The sequence below is a fragment of the Bartonella sp. MR30HLJHH genome (assembly GCF_042194195.1).
Taxonomy (GTDB): domain Bacteria; phylum Pseudomonadota; class Alphaproteobacteria; order Rhizobiales; family Rhizobiaceae; genus Bartonella; species Bartonella grahamii.
Map to the genome: position 1 here is coordinate 253,273 of NZ_JBHIMO010000002.1, position 22,843 is coordinate 276,115.

Consider the following 22,843-nt stretch of genomic DNA (forward strand, 5'->3'; position numbering starts at 1 on the left):
GCCTGACGAAGTGTTGTCGTTTGAGGGGCGGTTGGGTGTAAGCTTTGTTCTGTGGGGAAAGCTGCTTTTTGAAGTGGGGTTGTAGACCAGTGCTGGTTGGGAATTTTCATTCTTTGAGATGTGGGCTGGAAGTCAATATAATAATATAGCAGATTTTGATCTCATAATTTTTACATTCTTTCTTTTTTTTTAAAGCAAATAAGAAAGAAAAATTAATATATTACTTGATATTGGTCTAAATGCTTATACCAAGAGGAGTATTTCTTTAAAAATTTTCACTTAACTTATTAAGCAATTTGTTAGAGTAAACAACTCTTTTGAAGTTCATATCACCAATTGTATTGAAGGGAATGCAACTTTAACTGTAGAAAAGTTTAATATCGGATGGTTGATATGAATTTATTTTTAAAAAAGAGTCCTTTAGCTCTTTTTTCCTCTCTCTTTATTTCTAAAGTTGGTGATTATGCTTATGAAGTTGTTTTTATTTTACTTGTCTTAGAATTAACAGATAACATCTTTTTTACAGGTCTTGTGTATTTTTTTCGATTTATCCCTTTTCTCTTTTTTGGTCCTATAGGAGGTTGGTTAGCTGATAATTTTTCTTTGAAGAAAAATATGATCTTAAGTGAATTTGTTAGATTATTAGCCTCATTATTCGTTTTTATAACCACTATAACAGGGACTGCAAATATTATTGTTCTTATTTTCGCAGCAATATGTACAACGATAGGAAGAAGTATTTTCCAACCAAGTTTTCAAGCTGCTATTCCCAGAATGTTCTCAGTAAAGGATCTGACAAAGGCCAATAGCATTGCACAAATTATAGAGGAAACTGCATCCGTCATGGGTCCTTTAGTTTGTTCCCTACTGCTTTTTTTAGCAAATAAATCGGCAGTACTCATTTTTGATTTTTTTACCTATTTTATATCTATTATAGTGTTATTTAATCTCATGAATTTAAATTCAAGCGAGAATAAATCATTCAATTTTATAAAAATTTATCGAGAAACAGCTTCCTATCTTAAATATATTTCTAAAGAAAATAATAATTTATTTATTACGCTTGTCGGCTCGTCGTTTGCTATTCTCTTTACTGGTGCAATTTTAAGATTTTTAATTCCAGCTTTTGTCCTCTCTATAGGGGGAGAGGAAAGCCTTGTGAGTTATATTTTTTCTCTCATGGCTGTTGGAACTATTGTTGGTGGTTTGTTATATAGTAAAATTATATTCAAGATTACATCGTTGAAGCTCATGGTATTTTGGCTTCTTTATGGGGTTATTCTGTTTGTTATGCCCTTAGCAGCAGGACTTTATTTAAAACTCCTTCTCGTGTTAGCATTTGTTTTAGGATTTATTGGTGCACTTGTGGATATTAGTTTAGTCTCAGCTATTCAATTATATTCTCGTCGTGAAGATTTTGGTATGAGTTTTGGAACTTTTTCAACTTTAGCGAACTCTGCGGAAGCAGTGTCTGGCTTTATTGCTGGACTTTTTGCACTCGTGGGATTGTTAAGCTCCTTTTTAGCTATGTCTGCATTAATTATTTCCACGGGAATGATTGGCATTTTAAAAATTAAGAAAAATAAAGATACAACATCTCTTAATACGACAGTAGATGACGACCATTGATATATTTAATATCTCCATGCCGTTTCTTTTTTCTAAGACGGTTCGTTAATTATCCTGTTGTAATGTAAAAACATCGCTCTTTGAGGGGGAGTGAAGAGCTAGAATATTTGAGGGCAGGGCTTGATTTGTTGAGCCTGATGAAGTCCTGTCGTTTGAGGAGGGGTGTCTGAAGACTGTGGGGAGCGGATTGGCTGGGCAAAAAGCTTTGTTCGTTTACAGACCAGTGTGTATAGAGCAGCGTGGGGTGGTGAGCCTTTCCTTTGGCTTTGTTCTGTAATGACGTAAAAGCGTAAAAATGTGTCTGTGAGAAAGGAGTGGAGGGATTATGCGTTGTGCGTGTTTTTTGTCACGTTGGGCTTTTGGGGGCGTGGAATGGGGTGTGAGGATTGGGGGAAGAGTTTTCTTGAATGGAGGGGGACGTTGGGAGGAAGAGGGGTGTTAAGTTGTTAAGTGTATAATGGGAGAGAAAAGGGGGAATAGAAGATGAAGAGAGTGCGCATGGATAGGTTAGGAGAGTGTGGATAAGAGGTGGTGGTGCGAAGGGATGAAGGATGATGTGTGAGGGGTAGATATCCCCCTTGGGATGGAGAAAAAATGAAAAGGGGTGGGGATAAGCTTGCCAGTGGAATTTAAGTTGTGAAGTGTTTTGTTTTTATCAAATTGTCGCGTGGGATTTGGGAAATTTCATTCGTTGTTTTAGGGTAGAGCTTTACAATTGTTTCAAAAAACACATAAAATAGCTAATGATGAGCGTAAATGAAAAACCAAAAGAAACAATATCGGTACAAATTGGTAGATAGTGGAGAAGTCGGGATCTAAATGGCCCGTAAAGGACTAAATATTCAAACAATAATTACTCTTCGAGCAAGTGATAATTTCAATGTTATGGGGATAAAAAATATCATTTTTATTGCTTGGAAAATCATCCAATGTCTGTACTTCTTTAATGATAAATCTGTCTTAAATAATATATAATACAGAAAATCATGAAAATAAGTATAAATATATTATATGTATACTACATTCTTTACATATGTTTTGTGTACTTTTAATATATATGTTTTTTATGTTAAGCGTAAGCTTTGAGTACTATTAGAGATGATGGTCGTTCTTTTAACAAGCGAGAAAGTGATTAACTAATGCTTGATTGGAAAGAAATATGTTGTTAATACTATTCTTAGAAAGGGGGCTCTTATTTCTTGTGTAGGAGCTTTTCAAAAAAGGAAATACAATTTATAGGGGAAGTCTAGATGTCTAAATATTTATTTCCGTTGCCTCTTGTCTTGGTGGCTGGTTGTGCATCTATGGGTAATTATTCATCAAGTTATGTCAGTCCAAATATCACGAAAGATGATGTAAAATTAATTGCTAACGATTTTGTTCGTAATCTTAAAAAACCTTTACCGCCCGCTACAACAACACTTATTGTGAAAAAAAATAAAACAGAAGACAACTTTACTCCTGTATTTATTGATCTCTTGCGACGGAATGGATATAACGTGATCTATACAGATCAACCAAACAAACAGCAAAATGGTGTAATCTTGACTTATCAAATAACGCCAATAAAGACAGGTATCCTGTCTATGGTTTCTTATGATGAGGTTGGAGTAACCCGTTATTATGTCCGTACTTATAATAGATGAAACCCCTTTGCCGGTTTGTCTCAAAGAAGTAGATAATGAAGAAATGTGTTTCAGGGGAAATGTTGGGATTGAATTAATCAATAAAAATTTACAGATGTGAAAATTATATATTCAGCTGACAATTACCAGTCGTCTCGTTTACAATTTCAGTATTGTAATGAAAAGAGATATCGTTTTATCTGTTCGCAATTCTTCATGTTCTGTTTCAGTTATATAGCGCTTTTATCATTTCTGTCTTATAGAAAATTACTTTCTGTTCTACGGCTCTATATATCAATTTAATAGTCAGATCTAAACAATCAAATTCATATGAACTCTTTACGGAAATCTGTTGTTTGAGATTGTTGAAAGGTGTTTTGTTTTTATCAAATTGTCGCGTGGTGGTTTGGGAGTTTCGTTTGGCTGCGTTCTGTAAAGATGTAAAAGCGTAAAAATGTGAATCTGTAAAAGTGAAGCGGAGGACTTATGGATTTATATATTGTGTGTGTTTTTTGTTATGGTATAATGATAAATCCATTGAGCACTCCTATCTTTACGCTTATGAAGAAGCAAGCCGGTATCATCATTATATTTGCTAGTTCGTGGGTGTTGGCTACAGCCCTTGGCACTTGAGACGGTTCATAAGAGCTATTTTTATTCCTTTCTTAATCGTTTTTTATCCATACGGGCTCTTGTGAATGGAGTGGGGAAAGGCTGGGATGAAGAGGGGTGTTAAGCGTGTTGACTGGAGAAGAGCGTGTGGGGAATATTTTAGGCCGTGGCTTATCTGTCTTGTCTGATGAAATAGCCTTCTTTGAGGTGTGGGATAGCCATATGAAATAATCAACAGGGGAATTTGATAGACGAGAAATCAGATTGTTGCAGACCCGTGTTTACAGAGCGGTGCGGGGTGGTGGTTTGGGAGTTTCATTTGGCTGCGTTCTGTGAAGATGTAAAAGCGTAAAAATGTGAATCTGTAAAAGTGAAGCGGAGGACTTATGGATTTATGTATTGTGTGTGTTTTTTGTTATGGTATAATGATAAATCCATTGAGCACTCCTATCTTTACGCTTATGAAGAAGCAAGCCGGCACTATCATTATATTTGCTAGCTCGTGGGTGTTGGTTACAGCCCTTGGCACTTGAGACGGTTCATAAGAGCCATTTTTATTCTTTTCTTAATCGTTTTTTTATCCACACGGGCTCTCCTTGCTTTTGACGTGCAAGCGAATGATTTTGATTGATTCAACATGGGAGAGATTTGAAATGAGAGAATCTTACGATGTTTGGAATTCTCAATCAATATCAATGATGCTAAATTATCATTATAAATCAATATATTGTTATGGTATGGAGTGGTGAGAAGGAGGGGATGAAGCGAAGAGTTATGCAAACTGGAGGGGAAATGAAGAGTGCTGTTCGTGTGTTGGTTGGAGAGGAGAGTTTGGGAATAGCTGTGAACAGATTGAAAGGAGGATGTGTAAAGAGGTGATGTGTAAAGAGATGTGAAGAGAGAAAAATAGTGGTAGGCTTTTATATTCTATGCGGAATTTAACAATTATATTTGCGTCTGTATTTGTGTGGGGGATATCCGTGAAATGGGTGTGAGAAGCATTGAGAGATGTTTTTTTAATAAGTGGGTGAAGGAGAAATACAATGGTAATCTTATTTAGAGGGGTAATCCTATTTAGAGGTAATCCTATTTTAGCTCTTGTTGTTTTGGACATTGTGTTTTTTATGAGAGGCGTTTTGCTGGAATAGTGTTTTGCTGGAGAGGTGTTTTGAGGGATGTGGCTCCCTTAAAGAAAAACACAAAAATATCAAAAGAAAAATATAAAAACTTGACAAGGTAAATGTAAAAAGGTATCATAATGATACAATCGGAATTGTGCGTTTAAATCAGAGAGATTTCTTGATAAAATTCTGTGAGAGGGGTGGGGATATTTTCCCAAGGTTTTGGTGTTTGTTATCCTATTTTGAAGTTTGTCATCCTATGATGTCGTAAACCGGTGCCGTAAACCGTTTTTTGAGATGTGGTGGTATCAGGCGGGCAAGGCTTTAGGCAGAGGGGGATATTGGCGAGGGATGTCGATAGGTGTGCTTTTGTCTAATCAGAAATCAACCACAAAACTGCTTTTTGTTTTTTCGGCTGGAGTTCTCTAAAGTTTTTCAAAAGTGCGTGTTCTTTTTCGCTATAGGTGTATTGATCACGCTGTAGGAGAGTTTCTTTTGTGGGAATATCTTCTTCTGCAAAAATATCAGTATAAAAAAAGGTAATAGGAACTGCTAGTTTTTTAGCAATTTCGAGCAAACACCCTGCGCTTACACGATTGGAGCCTTTTTCGTATTTCTGGATTTGTTGGAAACTGACACCTAAATGGCTTCCTAATTCCTTTTGAGAAAGTCCCATTGAAATGCGTCTGTGACGGATTTTTTTACCGATCAAAATGTCGTTGAAATGTGAATTCTTAATTTGCACTTTAAGCCCCCCGCTGGGGGCGAGCGCCCTCGCATTGGTATTCCGGGAGGTTGAAAATACTGAACTCGAATCAGCATTTTTGCTTTTAGTGCTTATCACACTTGGACATAGCAAAAACTCCCGGAATTCTGGGATATCCGCAAAGTGGGGTAAATTAACGTTTGAGTTTTTGGGCTTTCAAATCCCTATTTGACCGTTGCGTGGACGATCAAAAACACAAACTCATCAATAAAGTAGTTTCAGAAGATTGGCAAGAAAATTAAAATATTTGCTATACGGTTATACTGTAAAATAGAGATGTTTGGGGGCGGTAATCTGATGTTAGTAGGGGAATTTATTGGGTAAGAGGTTGGATTATAGTTTAAAACCGGTGCGGGGTGGAAGCTTTATTCAGCAGAGTAAAATTTGCTTTTTGAAGTCAAATTGTAGATCAGAGCTTATCTGGCGTGTTTGATGAAACACCAATCTTTGAAGTGTGGGATAGCCATATGAAATAATTAGCAGGGGAATCTGATAGACGAGAAATCAGATTGTTGACAGACCCGTGTTTATAGAGCGATGCGGGGTAATGGTTTGGGAGTTTCATTTGGCTTTGTTCTGTAATGATGTAAAAGCGTAAAAACGTTGATCTGTAAAAATGGAGATCCATAAAAACGGAGCAGAGGCTTTGTGCTTTGTGCGTGTTTTTTATCTTTTAGGGTGTGTCCCATTTTTTTAATTGCTGGTTGCTTTTGAGGTTTCATTCCTGATTTTCATGTCATTTTTTGTGTTTGAGGTTTTGGTTTCTCTTTAGTTGGAAGGAACATGATGATGGTAGATGAACATTGTCTTCCCTTACGTAGAAGAGGGCGGAAAAAAGGGGCTTTGAATAAAACAACAAAGCGATTTAATGAAGCTCTTCTGACAGCGGCGGAGCAGGCGGGCTATCACTATGGTGAAGATGGGTTGGTATCTTATCTTCAGTATCATGCTCTGAATAATCCCGTACCGTTTTTTTCGCTGCTTGCAAAAGTGTTGCCTCTTCAGGCGACTGGAGAAGGGGAGGTTAAAACAGTTTCGCGTATTGAGATTGTACCAGTGAATGCAAAAAGTATCGAACCGGAGAAGCGTGATCCTTCAGCAACGGAGGCTTGAAGAGGGGGCTGTGATGTTTGGGCGTTTATTGGAGAGCAGAATATTTCGGGGGGAGATATTTGGGCTTGGCTTTATGGGGACGCCGGCTTTTATGGGCGATGACAGAGGGGCGTGTGCTGAAGAGGTGATACTCGAGAGGTACGATGCTTAGAGGGCGTGATATTATCTACTGTTTTGGATTTTTTGTAAAGGTTTGGTCTTTTCTCGTTATTGAAGGTGTGGAGATATTAAAAACAGTTTTGCGTATCGAGATTGTACCAGTGAATGCAAAAAGTATTGAACCGGAGAAGCGTGATCCTTCAGCAACGGAGGCTTGTGATATTGAAAAATGTTAGGCTGAGGTGGATGATGCGGGGTGACATCTTGGAAGGGGGCTGCTTTGGTGATTGCTTGTCTTGAGGGGATTGAAGCAGAGGCTATTGTGCTTGTAGGCGCTCGTGATACTTGGCTTGGGTGAATGATGCCTGAGAGCCATGTGTTGGAGGAGATTTGGTGCAGGATGTTTGTGTGGTGGATATGGGACAGTGTTTTGATGGGTGAAGGGCGTGAAACTTGAGAGAAGTATTATGCTTGCGGGATGCATGTGTTTTGGTGGGGGTATCGGGGATAGATAAGTGTGAGGATTGGTGAAGCTTGAGAGGCATGATATTTGAGGATGTTGGGCTTTGGGGATGCTTGAGAGCCATGTGCTGAGGCTATGATTTGGTGGGGGGATGCCGTGCTTTGGTTGGGGGATGACAGGGCGCGGTGTTTGAGGGGTGGGACCTTGGGATTTAAGGACCCTTGGGGGGGGCATATCGTGTATATGCGGGGTCAAAGCGGTCAAAGCGGTCAAAGCGGTCCAAGGGGGGGCTTCATGCAAAAAAGTGAAATTCATTGCGTATTAGGATGAAGAGAAGATAAAGCGCTGCTTTTGAGAAGGGCGTTTTTCGTTCCAATTGCTCTTTTCCTTCAATTGCTCTGGGATAATTAAACTTGGGATAAGCAAAAGGATGAAGCGCAATTATTGCTAAAGTATGAAAATTTATAATGAAAATTGTTCAGAAAATTTCTCAAAAAATAGAGCAGAAAACGGCTCAAGTGGCTCTTATTCCAAAGCTTATTCCTGTTTTTACTGGAAAAGCAGATGTGCGAGCTGCTTGGGGAGGACGGGGTTCTGGAAAAACACGTTCTTTTGCTTTGATGTCGGCTGTTGTGGGATATCGCCATGGAATGGCTGGAGAACGCGGGATTATTCTTTGTGCAAGGCAATTTCAAAATTCTCTCAATGACAGTTCTTTGGAAGAAATTAAACGCGCTATCGAATCTTATCCTTTTTTACAAGACTATTATGACATTGGCGATAAGTATATTAAATCAAAAGATGGACGGATTGTCTATGTGTTTGCTGGGCTTGATCGAAATATCGCAAGTATTAAATCAATGGGGCGCGTTTTCCTTTGCTGGGTTGATGAAGCGGAGCCGGTGACAGAGACTGCTTGGCAAACCCTCATTCCAACTTTGCGCGAAGAAGGAAAAGATTGGAATGCAGAATTATGGGTCACATGGAACCCGTGCCATGAAAATGCACCCGTGGAAAAACGTTTCCGAAATGTCGATAATCCTCATATCAAAGGGGCAGAAATTAATTGGCGTGATAATCCGCAATTTCCTGAAAAACTCAATCGTGATCGAATGGACGATTTGCAGCAAAGACCAGAGCAGTATAACCATATTTGGGAAGGCGAATATCTCCAAGCTGTCCAAGGGGCTTATTATCAGAAATGTCTTCTCGAAGCTGAAATGGAAGGGCGGATTACCACCGTTCCACGTGATCCTTTGATGCAGGTGAGAATCTTTTGGGATATCGGGGGAACAGGAGCAAAGGCTGATGCTACCGCATTGTGGGTTGCGCAATTTATTGGACGGGAAATTCGAGTGCTCGATTATTATGAAGCCCAAGGACAGCCTCTCTCAGAGCATGTGGGCTGGGTCTTTCAAAGGGGATATGAAAAGGCTCTCATGGTTTTGCCCCATGATGGCGCAACAAAAGATCGTGTTTATAATGTGAGTTTTGAAAGTGCCCTTCAACAAGCTGGGTTTCAAACTAAAGTGATCCCTAATCAAGGGACAGGCGCTGTGAAAATGCGTATCGAAGCCGTAAGGCGATTGTTTCCTGCACTATGGTTTAATCGTGAAACGACATGTGCGGGCAGAAAAGCACTCGCTTGGTATCATGAAAAGCGCGACGAACAGCGCAATATCGGACTAGGGGCTGAACATGATTGGGCTAGCCATGGGGCCGATGCCTTTGGACTGATGTGTGTGGCTTATGAACAACCAAATGCTAGAGCGCGAAAAAAACCTTATCGCTCGTTTCACCATTCTCAAACTTCATGGATGGCTTTTTAATGAATATTTCTACAGATTCTTCTTTTGATCAAATCGAAACGCTTGAAAATCAAGCTCTCTTTAAAAAACTCGTGGGGTGGTATCAGGATGATATTGCCCATGTCGAAAAATGGCGAAAAAATGCCCAAGAAGATTACGATTTTTATAATGGACGGCAATGGAATGAGCAAGACTTGGCTGCCTTGCACGAACAAAACAGACCGGTCATGACTTTTAACCGTATTGCACCTTTAATTAATGCCGTGATTGGGGCTGAGCGCAATAATAAAAGACAAGTTCAATTTATTCCACGACAAGAAGGAGCAGCCTTTGCAAACCAGATTCTGACAGGGGCGGCTGAGTGGTTTCGTGATGAAGCCGATGGGGAATACGAAGATTCCGATGCCTTTCAAGATGCAATTATTTGCGGAATGGGGTGGACAGATACACGCCTTGATTATGAAGAAGATCCACAAGGAAAACCAATCATTGCGCGGCTGGATCCTATGAAAATGGTATGGGATGCAAGTGCTGTTAAGCCTAATCTTATTGATGCACAACGCTTGTGGTATATTGATGAAAAACCTCTTGCTGTGGCTCAGGAAATGTTTCCCAATGTTCATTGGAGTGATCTTAATGCTGATTGGGTTAAACATCAGAGTTTTTTACATTCAACCAGCAATGGGATGACACAAAGTTATCAGGCTGAGAGGGGGTATCAGGAAGACTGGGAAGAGGGAGGGACCTATCAACGTCCTAAAATGGTGACATTGGTAGAATGTCGTTGGTTTGAACGCGAGGTGATTTATAAAGTTCTCGAGCCTCAAAGTGGAAAGTTTATCGATTATTCAGAGCAGGATTTCCAAAATTTAAGCAAAACCTTTCCTCATGTTCAAGCAACAAGGTTGAACAGAAAAATTGTCAAACGGGCATTTTTGGGCAGAAAGCTGCTCGAAGCGCCTGATAAGCCCTTGGTCCCACACAATCAATTGGGATGGGAATGTATTACCGGTACTTTTGATAAGTTAAGCCGGCACTTTTACGGACTTGTGCGCCCTACAAAAGATCCCCAACGGTGGGCAAACAAATATTTTAGTCAAGTGATGCATTTGCTCAATAGCCAATCAAAAGGCGGAATTATGGCAGAACGCGATGCTTTTGATGATGATCGACAAGCCCTCGAGAGTTGGGCTAGAGCCGATAGTATTACTTGGTTGAAAAGTGGTGCTGTGTCTGGGGGAAGAATTCAGCCTAAACCCGTGGCACAATTTCCGCAAGGGTTTTTCCAATTGTTTAATGAAGCAAAGAGCGCACTCGAACAGGTGACGGGGTTGTCTTCTGAATTTATTGGGACAAGAGCTGTCAATCAGCCTGGCGTTCTTGAACAACAACGGCGACAATCGTCACTTAATCTTTTGGCTTCCTTTTTTGATGGGTTGCGTCGATATCGGCAACGACAGGGGAAAATTATTCTCTATCTTATTCAAAATTATCTGTCCGATGGGCGGCTGGTCCGTATTGCTGGTGATGAAAATGCCCAGTATGTTCCACTGACACGCGAAATGGTGACAAGTTTGGAATATGATATTGTTGTGGATGATGCGCCAACAAGTCTTAATGAAAAAGAGCGTACTTTTGCACTGATCATGCAACTGCTTCCTTTGATGCAAAATTTTGCAACGCCTGAGATTATGCTCGATCTCTTACGCTATTCGCCTTTACCAGCCTCACTCATTCATAAAATTGCGATAAAGGCGCAAAATTCTCTTCAAGAAGAGCAAAATGCCTCAGCGCAGATGGGGGGTAATATGGGAACAGAGCAGATAATGCAGATGTTGCAGACAGTAAAGGCTCAACAATAGGACCCCGCTTTATGATGTGCTCTTTCAGATGAATTTCGTCTATCAGAAGTTGCTTATCTAAACAATTTCCATAGTTACCCATGTTGCTTATGTCGTGCAATGTCGCCTCTCTTTATCTCAGAAGAGCTGTTTTATTGGACAGTGTGTATTGGGAAAAATGTTCGATAGAAGTCTTGTCGTCATGGTGGGGGAGCCATGTGGGGGAAATGTTGGAGCCAAAATGATGGGTAAGCATTAAGGGGATAAATGCTCTCAGGCTGTTTTATCTGAAAAATTTAATTTTATTGTTAAAAAAAGAGAAGGCTAATGTCATGGATCAAGAACACTTAACGCCGGCAGAACAAAACCAATTGAAACAGGATTATCTGCTCTCAACACAAGAGGGGGAAGACGGTGAAATTGGAAGAGAAGAAAAAACTCTTGAAGATAATTTTCAAGGGCAAACGCATCAAAAACAGTATTCTTCGCAAAAGGCTGGAAAAGAGGTTCAAGGGGGAGAAGATGCTCCGCCAGATCCGCAAAAAGACTTTATAGGCTATATGCAATGGTTGGGAAAAACACTCCAAAAACAAGGACTTGTTAATGAAAAACAACAACCTTCTCTGGCTCGCGAAGCAGAACAGTTGCAAGCGTTTTTTCAGCAGTCTGTTGCAAGTGTTAAACAAAAGCATCATGATTTTGATCAAGCAGCTGATTTTATTTATGAAACGCGGGCTAAACAGTTGGCAGCTTGCGCTTCGCTCTATCCTGAGATGGCAGATCCCAAAAATATTGATGCGTTGATTGGCGATGAGTTGAAGCAGATCTTGCGCGATTGTGCGCAAAAAAATCAAAATCCGGCTGAAGTGATTTACTCTATTGCACAAAAAATTGGCTACACAAATGTTCCCAATAACATGGATGAAAATTTACAGGAAAGACACAATTCTGCACGTACACTTGCTGCTTATAACGGCTTGACGCCAAATGGGCCGATTTCTTTGGAGATGCTTGATAAAATGTCAGAAGCAGAGTTTAGCGCTTGGGTTTCTGATCCTAAAAATAAAGCTGCTTTTAATCGTTTAATGGGGGGAAGAGAATTTTAAAAATAAAAATGCGGGGAGTGTTTTTTGCGGGAACGTGGAGAGGTTTTTAGCGCGGGGGAATGCGGGGGATTTCTCAAAGCACGGATGTGGTGAGGAGAGCTCTTATAAGGGGGAGGCAGACGCTAACAGAAATTAGATAAAACTCACGAATAACCAATTCACCATTTGAAATGAAATGTGGTGTTTTAACAACCGGCGCTTTGCCGGGTTTTTTATGTCAATAAAACTTTTAGAGGATAAAATGACTGTAACTTATATCGGACTTAATGACCCAATGGCAGTGCGCACATGGTCTAAATTACTAAACCAAGAAGTCTCAAAAGCAATTCCGATTGCACCGTTGATTGGAAATGATTCAAATAGTATCGTGCAATTAAAGGATGAAACCACGAAAGCAAGTGGGGATGCCATTAGCTTTAATTTGCGTGTGCAGTTGCTAGGCGATGGGGTGAGTGAAGGGCAGACATTGGAAGGCAATGAAGAAGCCTTACAGTTTCTCAATGATCGCTTGGCAATTAATGAACTCGTTCATGCTGTGCGTGTCAAAAATGAGGGAACGATTGATCAACAACGAATTCTCCATGATTTGCGTACCGAGGCAAAAAATGGTTTGGTTGATTGGTATGCAGATCGTCTGAGTATGATGTTCTTCATTCAAGTGTGTGGATATACTGCAAAAGCTATTAACTTTGAGGGACGTACGATTACTCTTAAACCTGTCCATTATGGGTTTAATGCGCCAACGGCACCAACCGATAAACGCATCGTGCGCCCTAATGGAAAAACAAAAGATGAAGATTTAAAATCAAACGATGTTTTTGATCTTAAGCTCATTGATAAAGCTGTCGAAAGGGCTAAATTGGCAAATCCCAAAATTAGACCCGTGCGGATCGATGGGGAAAATGTCTATGTGCTTTATCTACATCCAACCCAAGTGACGCAATTGCGAACCAATACAGATGCGGGGCAATGGCTCGACATTACCAAGGCAATCTATAGTGGAAGTCGTATCAAAAATCCGCTCTATGATGGATCTTTGGGCATGTATAATGGTGTGGTTTTGCGCGAAGCTGAACATATTACCGAAGGAGTCGAATCTGGGACGGCAAATAAAGCTGTACCAAATGTGCGTCGTGCTGTTCTCCTTGGTGCACAGAGTGCTGTGATTGCTTTTGGTAAAGATCGAGGGGCGACACGCTATAAATTGGTGGAAGAACTCTTCGACTATGAAAGAGAATTCGGGGTCGCGGCAAAAACCATTATGGGTATGAAAAAAACTTGCTTTACCTTGCCAGGAAGTACGCAAGGGGCTCAGGATTTTGGCACTATTGTCATCCCAACTTATGGAGCACCTGCTTAAAGCGAATGTTTGCTAACTTCCCCCAACAAGAGGGATCTGTTGGGGGAAAAATTTAAAATGCTTCCAGAAAAAGGACAGGCTTATGACCACTTTATACACTGATCCCAAAAATCTAAACCTTACACATTCAGACCATTCTAAAACTTTTGCTTATATGGTCGCGCTTATTCAAGATGAAATTGACGATACAACAGCGGAATATTCCCTGCAAATTCAAGATTCAATTTTTACGGCTTTGCGTGTGTGTGAATGCGAACCCTTTTTCTTTAATGAAAAAAGAGAAAGGACCTTTAAAACACAAAGTGGTAAAACATGGTATGGGCAAGAAGAGAGAGTTTTTATTGAATCAGAAAAGAGCTTGGAAGGCGTCTTTTTAGCAACAAAGAATGCAACACCAACAAAGTTGTTCTTTAAGCCCTTGGAAGTGTTGCATCAACAATATGGTATGCATCCTGCGCTAGGAACGCCATTCTTTTATACGTGCCTTGATCAAAAAATAGGACTCTTTCCAACACCAGAACATGTGGAAACTATGCAGCTTTCTTATGCTCCTGTTCATTTTGCCGATGAACAGCTGAAAGAAAACGATAATCCTTGGTTGATTTATGCTTTTGATCTTATTAAAGCACGGGCAAAATATGAACTTTATAAAAATATTCTTAAAGACCCTGAATATGCCGCCGTTTCTTTCAGAGATTTTCAAGAACAGCTTCAAGCTTTGCGCATTGAAACATCGCGCCGAAAAGGTTCCTCAAAGATTCGCCCAATGAGTTTTTAAAAGGCTTTGTTCCAAATCGTTGATGGCTGGTTTGTCCCTTATGGTTGGATAAGCGCTGGGGATTGATGGTGAAGGGCTGGTGGATGGCGCTGGGTATGCCATTATTTATGGTATCTTTTTTTTTCGACGTGTTAATCAACTTAAGGTTGTGTATTTTGTTGAATTTTATGCCTTTAGAGTTTTAAGGGCTTTTGTGGTTTTTTATCAATAAGCCTTGGTGTTTTGAATGGCACTAGGCTCTTCAAAGATTTTATGGGGGTCTTGATGGCTTTTTTCCCAATCGCTGATTATCGACCCGATGTGGCGGATATCAATGGAATTTTTACCGATGAACTTGTTAATGTGCTACCGGCTGATGGCTCCTATATTCCTATGCCAAGTTTTGAACCTTTATCAGAGCCTTGTCCTGAGCCAATTTTAGGTGCTCTTGCGGTTAAAACAAAAAATGGGGTTTCTATTATTGTTGGGACAAGAGAAAAAATATTCTTGCTTGATAATACAACAATGAAGTGGAAGGATATTAGCCAAAAAGGAAAATCTTATCTTGCTAATGTTGATGCTCCGTGGTCTTTTGCTTTATTTGGTGATTTTATCATTGCTGTGAATGCCAATGATAAACCACAAGTGATTGATATTAATCATGATAAAACATTTAGAAATTTGGGGGGAAATCCACCACAAGCAGGGATTGTTCGAATCTGGGGAGATTTCGTTTGTTTGATGAAATTAACCGAGCATCCAAGGCGGGTTCATTGGTCTGGATTAAATGATGCTGAGTTTTGGACCGTGGGGAAAAAAAGTTGCGATTATCAAGATTTTCCTGATGGCGGATTCGTCCAAGGGGCAACCGAGACAACAAATCCAATTATCTTTATGCGTTCTGCAATCTATGCTGGTTCTTTTATCCCTGGCTCTAAGATTATCTTTAGTTTCCAAAAAATTCACGATAAACGAGGTGCAAAAAATGCTGAATCGATTGTTTGTAGAGGCGATTTAGCATTCTTTGCCGATGAGGGCGGTTTTTATCAAATAACAAATGAGGGACAGATTATCCCTATTGGGTTCGAAAAAGTCGATCGAACGATGACCGCAAAATCAAGGCAGGATAATCTGTATACCATGTCTGCGGCTATCGATGGGGTGTATAATCGTGTTTATTGGATGGTTGATTCTGATGAGAACCTTCATAAACGTATCTTGCTCATTTATGATTGGGGATTGCAAAAATGGACAAAAGCTCTCGTGGATATCAAAATGATATTGCCTATTTTCTTAGCAGGAACAACCCTAGAAGGTCTTGATTTTGTGACTAAGAATATTGATGATTTGTCCTTTTCTCTCGATAGTAAAGCTTGGAAAAATGAATCGCCTATTCTGGGGGCATTTGATCAACAGGGGAGACTGGGTTCGTTTTCTGGGGGGGCTATGGCTTGTGTCGTGACATCACAAGAAATGGGGCAGACAAATGGCATGATAACACGGGTGAAAAATATTATGCCTCAAGTCAATAGTGGAAAGTTTTATTTGTCTGTGGGAATGCGCTTTCGACAATCTCTTGAAGAGGAAACTGTTTGGTTGCCAGAAAAACAGCCTTCTTATAATACTGGACAAATTCATTGTCGCGCAAGGGCACGGTTTTATCGCTTTAAATTGCGCATTCCTGAAGGGGTGAATTGGACTCATGTCACTGGATTTGATGTGGAATTGACGCGAGCCGGCATGCGATAGGCCAAAGCCTTTATAAACAAAGGAACAAGGTGGTGCGTTATGCTTCATGCTTTTCTGCGATAAAGGAAAAATAGTCTGCACAATGGCTTATTTTTATAAAGAAGAAAGTTTCCTATTTGTTATGACAAAGGGATGATGGGGCTTCTTTTCTTTTTTTGTGCGGTAAGCATGGAACGTGAGAAATGCGTAGGGGGATGTTATTTAAGGGGAGATGAGTGATAAAGCTAAAAGAGCCAAAGTTATGATGCAAGAGAGTCAAGATTTGTATTCTGCTCATTTGACAGAGCAATGGCCATGGGAAAAAATAGCTCCCTATCAAGAGGCACTCAATGCTGCATTGAAAAAATATGCTCAGCGCTTTCCTGATGATGTTTGTCTGGAAAAAATTGCTGAAGAAATCGCTACAGGACAAGTACAATTGTGGCTGGTCTTAAAAAATAAAATCCAATTTAGTGCTTTTGCAATAACCAAGGTTGAAATAACCCATACAGGGAAAAAATGCGTCGTTCTCTCAGATCTTGCTGGAGAGGGAGGGCTGAAATTGGTCAAATTGATTGATGAAGTCGAAAAATGGGCGCGAACAATTAATGCTGAAGAAATGCACATGTTTGGAAGAACTGGATGGGCGAAAAGGCTCGCTCATCACGGATATTCTCGTAATCTTATTCAATATAGAAAGGTTCTCAAGCCATGAGTAGAAAAACCACACCTCAAGTGCAGACAACAACACAAACAAATGCTCCACCTGCTTGGGCGGCTGATATTTTTAAACAAGCCAGTGCTGATGCACTAGGACTTTATAATAAAGGAATTGGCGGCAACGTTTATCAGGGAGACAGAGTCGCTGGTCTTAGCGATATGACAAAAAATGCTCTGACCGGTTTACAACAAGCAGCAGGGCTCTATAACAATCCAACGGTAACGCAATGGTTGAATGCACCAACCAACAGCGCTACAAATCTTTCCGGTATGGCTAAGGGAAGCTGGATTGGAAGCAATAGTAAATTTAATACTGCATTGCAAAATGCCCTGAATAAAACTTCCGATGCAATTAATCAATCGATGTCTGGGGCAGGACGTTATGGCTCTGGGGCTCACACCGGTGTGCTGGCCGATGAACTAGGCGCTTTAGCAACAAATGCTGCAGCACAGCAATATAATCAAGATATTAACAATATGATGAATGCAAACCAGATGATTGATCGCTCTCAGAATGATCAGGTTAATGCGGCAAATAGCTATTATCAAGGACAGAGTAATGTGCAAAGCAATGCTTTGAAAGGGGGCATGATTCAAGATGTAAATCGTCAAAATATCTTAGATGCTGAACGCCAAAAATGGTCAGAAAAAGATAATCAAGATTGGAACCGATTGCAAAACTTGTTACAGATAGGAACACAGGCTGCTGGAAATTACGGAACGACTTCAGGAAAATCCACGACAATGCCTTCTGTGACAAAAGATCCATTGCGTGATGCGCAGCAAGTACTTGGATTGGTAGGAGGAATTTTAGGGCTTTGTGATGTGAGAGCAAAAGAAAATATTATCCCTGTGGGGCAGAAAAAGGGATATCCACTTTATACCTTTAATTATAAAGGAAATCCACAACGTTATCAGGGCGTTATGGCGCAAGACGTATTGCGTGTGAAGCCTGAAGCTGTTTATGTCAATGCAAAAACAAAGTTATTGCATGTTGATTATGAAAAAATAGGACTGAAAATGGAGAAAATGAAAATGGACAAAATACCGGCATCTAAAAATAAAATTGCGGCTTTCTTTTCTTCATTTTTTGCTCGTTTTCCCTTTTTGAAAAAAGAGTATCTTCTATGAGTTCGATTTATGATTGGTCAATTATCGCATCAGAAAATGCTTATGTCGATGAGAGTATAAACTGGGCAGAAGGGCAACCGCCAAGCACAGTCAATGATAGTGCCCGCGCTATGATGCAACGCATCAAAGAATATTTGTTGGATAATGGGGGCGGGATTGAAACACAGTTTACTGTCGATGTGGAAAACGAGAGGACATCACTTCGTTTGGCGACAAAGTCTTTTTTTGAGACTTATATGGATGGCATTGTTGTGCGCTTTAAAGCACAAGGCGTCAACAGAGGAATAACAAATGTTTCTTTAAATCAATTGCCGCCAAGACCAACTTATATGGCAACGCCAGAGGGTATTATGCCTTTAAAAGGGGGGGAAATTCAAAAGGGGGGGCTTTATGAAATCGTCTATACGTGTGATATTGCCGGAAAAAATGCTGATGGATGGTTTTTAACCAATCCTACTATAAAACTTCCTGAAATTCCGCCCTTTCCTCCTTTGCCTGAAACTTTTTCTTCTGGATTTATTGGGACTTTTGCTACAGAAAAAATACCCTCTGGATGGTTACTCTGTGATGGTAAAGAATATTCGCGAAAGAACTATGCCAATCTCTTTGCTGTTTTGGGGGAAACGTGGGGAAAAGGAAATGGGCAAACAACATTCAATGTTCCCGATTTGCGTGGAATGTTTTTACGGGGGCTCGATAGTGGAAAAGCAATTGATAAAGGACGTCGCTTGGGAAGTCGACAAGAAGAGTCTTTTAAATCTCATACTCATGAAGGAAAAACAGATTCGACAGGTAAACACCAGCATAGTTTGGCAATGATTAACAACATAGTTCAGGAGCTAAATAACGGTAGTTATAAAAAAGATATGGCTCTAGTAGTTTCCTATAAAAATTTGTTGACAGCTCCTGCAGGAGAGCATGAACATAAGGTCTTGTTGCAAAAAACAGGGGGAGATGAAACACGCCCCGTCAATATGGCGGTGGTTTATGCTGTCAAAGCCTGAGAATGAAAGCTTTGAGAGAGAAAGATAAAAATGAGCAAAATATCTATTATGAGAAAAAGTCTTATAGAATATAAAGTCTTATAGAATATATTGTGCAGAAAGTTTTGAGGTGCTTTAGAAAAAAACTGAACTCTCTTTATTATTTTATTTTTTGTGCTGCCTTTGTTGGATGTCTAAAGGTAAGTTTGCCTATTGTTCTTTAGAGGATCAAGACAGTAATTATTGAAGGTAGGGGTAAAAGAGAACAAAAAATCTTCCTTTATTCATAGAGTTTTTTCTGAGGAATAAAGATTTTATCCAAAAGGCTCCCTCTTGTGGTATCGTGATACATTGTTTAAGGTGCTGGGTTTAAAGCGCTGGTGGGCGATGACAAAAAGCCCATGGATAAAATTTTATCTTGTTATACCGTAAAACACTATTATTGAAGCTGGTGATATGGTGATATGGTGATATGGTGATATAAGGAAAATAAGACATACAATACTTGATCCATTTAAGTATTGAAGAGACATCTATTCAGGGGATGGGGTGCTTCGTTAAGCCTTATGCAAGTGAATTATATAAGGTAAGCAGCAGACGGAATCCCTTCAGAGTAGTTGGATTGTTTCAAACCGATGTGGGGCTAAAATCTTCGTCTTTTTAGGTGGCGGGAAGAGATCAATGGATATGTTTATTTAAAGAGAGAAAAGGCAAAATGGTGCTCTCCTTCTTTTGGGTAGAGCGTGTATGCAAAAAGCGTTCATTCTTTTAAAATGGGCATTTTATTGGCTAGAGCAGATTGGCGATGCGTTTAACACATGGTGAGTAATTGAACTCTCTTAGATGGCATTTTTTACTTGTTAGGAAACTTCTTGAAACAGAATGAGAGTGATACGAGAAAATCTGTAAAACAATGGTTTATCCCGTTGTGTCGTAAAATACCATTGTTTGAGATGCGGTTAAAACTTTATGCATTGGGATGTTTTTCGTCTGTGCGTATTCTTAAAGCAGCGTTTTTTGTAGAATAACTCTAGACAAGGCTGCATTTGAAGGGGAAGCTCAGTCAAATCCATTAGATAAGAAGTCAGATTGTTTACAGACTATTGTTTATCGATTGGCATTGTTTGAAGCCCGGTGAGCGTGGCTTTGTCATTTTGGGGAAAGCCAACAAAGCAGCAAGGTGACATGCATTTTTCTTTGGTTTCAGGTGATAAAATTATCACTTTAGGTGGAAAACAGACTATAATCTAAAAAATACCTTGTAAAAATTTTTGATGAGGAAATTTTTTCAAAAGCCTTTCACATAGTTGTCTGAGGTTGTCTGAGGTTGTCTGAGGTTGTCTGAGGTTGTCTGAGGTTGTCTGAGGTTGTCTGAGGTTGTCTGAGGTTGTCTGAGGTTGTCTGAGGTTGTCTGAGGTTGTCTGAGGTTGTCTGAGGTTGTCTGAGGTTGTCTGAGGTTGTCTGAGGTTGTCTGAGGTTGTCTGAGGTTGTCTGAGGTTGTCTGAGGTTGTCTGAGGTTGTCTGAGGTTGTCTGAGGTTGTCTGAGGTTGTCTGAGGTTGTCTGAGGTTGTCTGAGGTTGTCTGAGGTTGTCTGAGGTTGTCTGAGGTTGTCTGAGGTTGTCTGAGGTTGTCTGAGGTTGTCTGAGGTTGTCTTGAAGAATGCAAGAGCCGTACAACGGAAAAAGATATTCAAATGCTTAATACGCGTTTAGCTTATCAAAAAGGGGGATATAATGGCACTTTTTCCATTTTCTATTGCTGATATTGATGATCCTGAATGTATTCGTGTGGTTCTTTATGCTAGCGGAAGAATGGGACATGCTCCTTTAAACGCATTGTTGAAGACAGCATCTGAAGATATTACAAAAATTTCAAAGCGCATGGACGCTTTAGAAAAAAAATTAAATGCTCTAGATCTTATCAATGTCGAACAGAAAAAAAATACGAAAAAATAGAATCAAGACAGTATTAATAGTGTTGTGAGTGGTGGATTAACGACATCAAGCAGTATTGTGAGCGGATCAGACATTAAAATAGAATCATTGTCCGTTGGAGACATATTTTTTCCTTCAATAAACGAAAGGTCAAAAATAGACGACAGCTCTTTTGTTTCAGAACTTACAGCACATGAGCCGCTAGAAATACACAGTACAGTAATGTTAGTCAATACATGGGTGTTGAGCAGTCTAGAGGGATTTCTTCTTTGTTTAAAAAGGAAAAATAGAAAAGAGTGGTCATAACAAACTGATTATAACAATAGGTATGGGTTGAAACTATAGATCAGATGCACCTTATTTATATCTTCGGTGGGGTGTGGAATTGCACTCTGTTTGAGATGTTAAAAAAGGTAAAAAATTGATAGGGAGTGTAGTTTTAAAAAGAGAAGCGTTGTTGCAGGAAAGTTAATCATGGGGTATTGGGAGATTAAGGCGCATATTGAAATCTAAGGGCAAGTTTTTTAAAGCCTACGGAGAAAGGAGCCGTGCCCAAACAGAAACGCATGGCAAAAGAAGTTTGTAGACGATAAAAAATCTTGCAATAATTTTAAAAAGCTTTTGGATAGAGCATTCAATGATTTTAAATTTATAAATAATTTGCTGTTTCTACGCTTTTTTAAAAGAGAAAAAAGCAGTTTATCGCAATTTTAATTTGTCAAAAATCCCATAAAAAGAAAGTTTTAATTGTCACAAGAATAAAAGCAGAAAAATTCCTATAAGAAAAAAATGCGTATCATTATATCTTTTCTTATAAAGAAGAGCAATGTTGTACTGTTTGAGCAGGCTTGAAGGCTAAAATTTCACTTGTTTTCTTATCAAACAAGATTGCACAAGCGGTTGTTTATTTGTCTTACGCTGTAAAGACTGTCCTTTCAGGTGTGATGATATAAGGCAAGCCTCTTTGTAAGAGCCCAAATAACACAAAAAGTGTTTTTAAAGGTGTGCCAAATATTTAAGGCAGGGCTTATTTGTTGAGCTTTAAGTTTAAGTAAATCATATGTGGGAAAGCTAAATGGACCCCGCTATAATCCGAGCTATTAATAGATCAGATTGGGTGAAATCTCGTCTTTTGAAGTGGTGGATGCAAGTTAAGAAAAACCAGCTTTTACAAGCGTAAAAGAATGGGTTTTATTATAATTATGTACTTAAAGCATGTGTGTTTTTCATGGATGATATTGAAATAAAGCTACAAAGTATTTTGATTTATTTGATACGTTTTGATTTTAGAAAGTGCGTTGTTGCAAATGACTTCCATTAATACGAAGGCGTCATTATTTATACTCTTTTTGGATAAATTTTATAAATATAATTAAAAAGCTTGCAATATTATACGATTTGTGTATAAGTATTTATTATTGATTTCTTTTGTATTTTATTTAATTATATCTCTATTCATAAGCCGCGCCATTTAAAGGTGCGGCTTTTTTCTGTTTAATAACAGGGGTGCTATATATCTATTATTGAGGTGGCTTTGGATATTTTTTTCATTATTCGCATCATTGTATTTTGTGATTTCGTTTTGCAGTGAAATCTCTAAATTCTTGAGTGTTTTATCCCAATAAGGAAGATTCAAACTAAAAATGCAGGTATCTGTTTTAGTTTCTTTGCGTTGATTATAATGGGGGGCGTTGAATAGTTAAAGAATGTTTGTTACTGTCTGATGGAGAGTGATATGGGGTGAAGCGTAAAATGGTGGCGCACTTGAAGGTCTATTATCATACATGCTCGCATGATCAAAAATGCAAATGTGTCTTTTACAGTGTTTGTTGATCTCGATTAGAAAGTCCATTCTTTTCTTTGTTTGGAGTTTTGCATCAATAATTTCTTATCTTGTTGTAGTGATTGCCTTTTGAGAGTGCGGTGATAGAAGGCATGTAAGATTTTATATATTGAAGTGTTTGTGTGTGGTAAATATGAGGGGTGTTTTTTCATCATGTGATGAACTCTTCGGGCAGTGGGGATTTTGTCCATAAAGCGTCATAAA

At 39.3% G+C, this 22,843-nt stretch carries 18 protein-coding genes; 17 read left to right on the top strand and 1 reads right to left on the bottom strand.

Annotated elements, in window-relative coordinates:
* Positions 1-393: 393 nt before the first annotated feature.
* The 3 genes from ACFIKR_RS02440 to ACFIKR_RS02450 all read left to right on the top strand — a co-directional run bounded on the left by ACFIKR_RS02440 (position 394) and on the right by ACFIKR_RS02450 (position 3,275).
* Positions 394-1,629 (top strand): MFS transporter, encoded by a 1,236-nt coding sequence (locus ACFIKR_RS02440; protein WP_375658684.1) that lies wholly within the window; start codon positions 394-396, stop codon positions 1,627-1,629.
* Between the two features lie 162 nt (positions 1,630-1,791).
* Entirely contained in the window at positions 1,792-1,914 is a 123-nt protein-coding gene (locus ACFIKR_RS02445) for a hypothetical protein (RefSeq protein ID WP_273788452.1), read from the top strand.
* Between the two features lie 965 nt (positions 1,915-2,879).
* Complete coding sequence (locus tag ACFIKR_RS02450) at positions 2,880-3,275, top strand: hypothetical protein (RefSeq protein ID WP_375658685.1); 396 nt, start codon at positions 2,880-2,882, stop codon at positions 3,273-3,275.
* 2,085 nt (positions 3,276-5,360) lie between these two features.
* On the opposite strand, the gene ACFIKR_RS02455 is transcribed toward ACFIKR_RS02450, so the two are convergent.
* Positions 5,361-5,732 (bottom strand): helix-turn-helix domain-containing protein, encoded by a 372-nt coding sequence (locus ACFIKR_RS02455; protein WP_375658686.1) that lies wholly within the window; start codon positions 5,730-5,732, stop codon positions 5,361-5,363.
* Between the two features lie 807 nt (positions 5,733-6,539).
* Here ACFIKR_RS02455 and ACFIKR_RS02460 point away from each other — a divergent pair.
* From ACFIKR_RS02460 to ACFIKR_RS02525, 14 genes are all read left to right on the top strand, one after another.
* The gene (locus ACFIKR_RS02460; protein WP_375658707.1) at positions 6,540-6,866 is read left to right on the top strand and encodes a hypothetical protein; all 327 of its coding nucleotides are present in this window, start codon (positions 6,540-6,542) and stop codon (positions 6,864-6,866) included.
* A 13-nt stretch (positions 6,867-6,879) separates the two neighbouring features.
* Complete coding sequence (locus tag ACFIKR_RS02465) at positions 6,880-7,017, top strand: hypothetical protein (RefSeq protein WP_375647317.1); 138 nt, start codon at positions 6,880-6,882, stop codon at positions 7,015-7,017.
* Entirely contained in the window at positions 7,010-7,201 is a 192-nt protein-coding gene (locus ACFIKR_RS02470; RefSeq protein ID WP_375658687.1) for a hypothetical protein, read from the top strand. The genes ACFIKR_RS02465 and ACFIKR_RS02470 overlap by 8 nt, the downstream gene beginning before the upstream one ends.
* A 694-nt stretch (positions 7,202-7,895) precedes the next feature.
* Complete coding sequence (locus tag ACFIKR_RS02475; RefSeq protein ID WP_375635637.1) at positions 7,896-9,257, top strand: PBSX family phage terminase large subunit; 1,362 nt, start codon at positions 7,896-7,898, stop codon at positions 9,255-9,257.
* Entirely contained in the window at positions 9,257-11,098 is a 1,842-nt protein-coding gene (locus tag ACFIKR_RS02480) for a portal protein (RefSeq protein WP_375658688.1), read from the top strand. Before ACFIKR_RS02475 ends, ACFIKR_RS02480 begins: the two co-directional genes overlap by 1 nt.
* Positions 11,099-11,409: 311 nt before the next feature.
* A complete protein-coding gene (locus tag ACFIKR_RS02485; RefSeq protein WP_375658689.1) occupies positions 11,410-12,183 on the top strand; it encodes a hypothetical protein in 774 nt (257 codons plus the stop codon).
* 241 nt (positions 12,184-12,424) lie between these two features.
* Entirely contained in the window at positions 12,425-13,543 is a 1,119-nt protein-coding gene (locus ACFIKR_RS02490; RefSeq protein WP_375635640.1) for a N4-gp56 family major capsid protein, read from the top strand.
* Positions 13,544-13,625: 82 nt separating this feature from the next.
* Complete coding sequence (locus ACFIKR_RS02495; protein WP_375658690.1) at positions 13,626-14,321, top strand: hypothetical protein; 696 nt, start codon at positions 13,626-13,628, stop codon at positions 14,319-14,321.
* Between the two features lie 264 nt (positions 14,322-14,585).
* On the top strand, positions 14,586-16,049 hold the full coding sequence (locus ACFIKR_RS02500; RefSeq protein WP_375658691.1) for a hypothetical protein: 1,464 nt from the start codon (positions 14,586-14,588) through the stop codon (positions 16,047-16,049).
* 211 nt (positions 16,050-16,260) lie between these two features.
* Positions 16,261-16,743 (top strand): hypothetical protein, encoded by a 483-nt coding sequence (locus tag ACFIKR_RS02505; protein ID WP_375658692.1) that lies wholly within the window; start codon positions 16,261-16,263, stop codon positions 16,741-16,743.
* Positions 16,740-17,879: a tail fiber domain-containing protein gene (locus tag ACFIKR_RS02510; protein ID WP_375658693.1), complete on the top strand. Its 1,140-nt coding sequence runs from the start codon at positions 16,740-16,742 to the stop codon at positions 17,877-17,879. Before ACFIKR_RS02505 ends, ACFIKR_RS02510 begins: the two co-directional genes overlap by 4 nt.
* Positions 17,876-18,883, top strand: a complete 1,008-nt coding sequence (locus ACFIKR_RS02515; RefSeq protein ID WP_375658694.1) for a phage tail protein — start codon at positions 17,876-17,878, stop codon at positions 18,881-18,883. Before ACFIKR_RS02510 ends, ACFIKR_RS02515 begins: the two co-directional genes overlap by 4 nt.
* An 851-nt stretch (positions 18,884-19,734) precedes the next feature.
* The gene (locus ACFIKR_RS02520; RefSeq protein ID WP_375635645.1) at positions 19,735-19,890 is read left to right on the top strand and encodes a hypothetical protein; all 156 of its coding nucleotides are present in this window, start codon (positions 19,735-19,737) and stop codon (positions 19,888-19,890) included.
* Positions 19,891-20,595: 705 nt separating this feature from the next.
* Positions 20,596-20,817 carry a hypothetical protein gene (locus tag ACFIKR_RS02525; protein WP_375658695.1) on the top strand — a complete coding sequence of 74 codons (222 nt, stop codon included), beginning with the start codon at positions 20,596-20,598 and terminating at the stop codon, positions 20,815-20,817.
* The last annotated feature ends 2,026 nt before the right edge of the window (positions 20,818-22,843 follow it).